Origin of the sequence: Peribacillus sp. CSMR9 (assembly GCF_033141925.1) — a bacterium.
GTDB classification, from domain to species: Bacteria; Bacillota; Bacilli; order Bacillales; family DSM-1321; genus Peribacillus; species Peribacillus simplex_A.
Map to the genome: position 1 here is coordinate 1 of NZ_JAOPHO010000199.1, position 1,113 is coordinate 1,113.

At 32.5% G+C, this 1,113-nt stretch carries 1 protein-coding gene; it reads right to left on the minus strand.

All coding sequences use genetic code 11. From position 1 onward, the window contains the following. Window positions 1–336 precede the first annotated feature (336 nt). A complete protein-coding gene (locus tag N9I19_RS24870; protein ID WP_317779351.1) occupies window positions 337–540 on the minus strand; it encodes a hypothetical protein in 204 nt (67 codons plus the stop codon). Between the last annotated feature and the right edge of the window lie 573 nt (window positions 541–1,113).

The window sequence follows — 1,113 nt, forward strand, 5'->3', positions numbered from 1 at the left end:
TGGATTTCGGCAAATGCCTGCTTGGTTGAGTCTACATAATTAGAAACACCTGACACCAATTTGTCTTGCTGATACCTTAAGCATAATTCAGTTAAATAATTAAATTTTATATCATGCATCTAAACAGTCTCCGTTCATTTGTATAAAAATTTCCAATATCTATTAAATCATTAAATCATAACCCTTTTTAACCACGTGTTTTACAAAAGTCGGTGAAGAAGTCGTATTTACCTTTTAAATTCTTACAAGCTTTGTAAATACTATAATGATAACTTCATAGATGATTGCAGCACCTATTATATCGTGATCTCTCCTGAATCAGGTCCTAAGTAATCTTTAGAAGAAGTATTCCAAACTTAAACTCAAAAGAAAATACAATGTAGCTGACAATACAAAAGTGAGCACTGTACCTACACCAGCACGTGCTAGATATAGTTTAACGCTACTTGATTGATATTTGGCAAACTTTAGCTTCTGCACATATTCTAAAACAATAAACATCGAGGCGAGTCCAATAAAAATAGCGACAGTGCTACTCATCACTGTGACCTTCTAATGGGATAACTATCTAGTTTAGCCTCAACCATAACTGTCTTACATTTTGAACATGTATTTTCCAAGAACGAACGTCACCTTCCTAATAATCATTTCTTCGTTTAATCATACTTTCAAAAAATACTACTCTTTGATTGAATAAGGATATTTGTATATAATACCATAAAGAGAAATAAAACCCTTATATTGTTGATTTTATACTTTTTTAGAATATACATTCTTAATGGAGGAATTACGTCATGGAGCTATTGCTATAGGAGCTACTGTACAGAAATGGTTAGATAAAAATAAGAGGTAACACAATAGGTCTCTAGAGTTTAAAAAGTTATACCTTAAAAAAGTTGTTTGATTTAGTATTGACAATCCAACCATCATTATAGTTAGTTAAAGCCAATATTACCCAGAGCCCTTATGCAACTAATCTGCCCCTTTAGTTCATTAAGAAAAAAGGCCACCAAATGGCAGCCCCGGATTCAGTTTAAAAATCATTTAATCTTTGCATATAACGTGGAACGTGGAACTCCTGTAGTTTTTACAATGTCCTTTACACTCATTCCG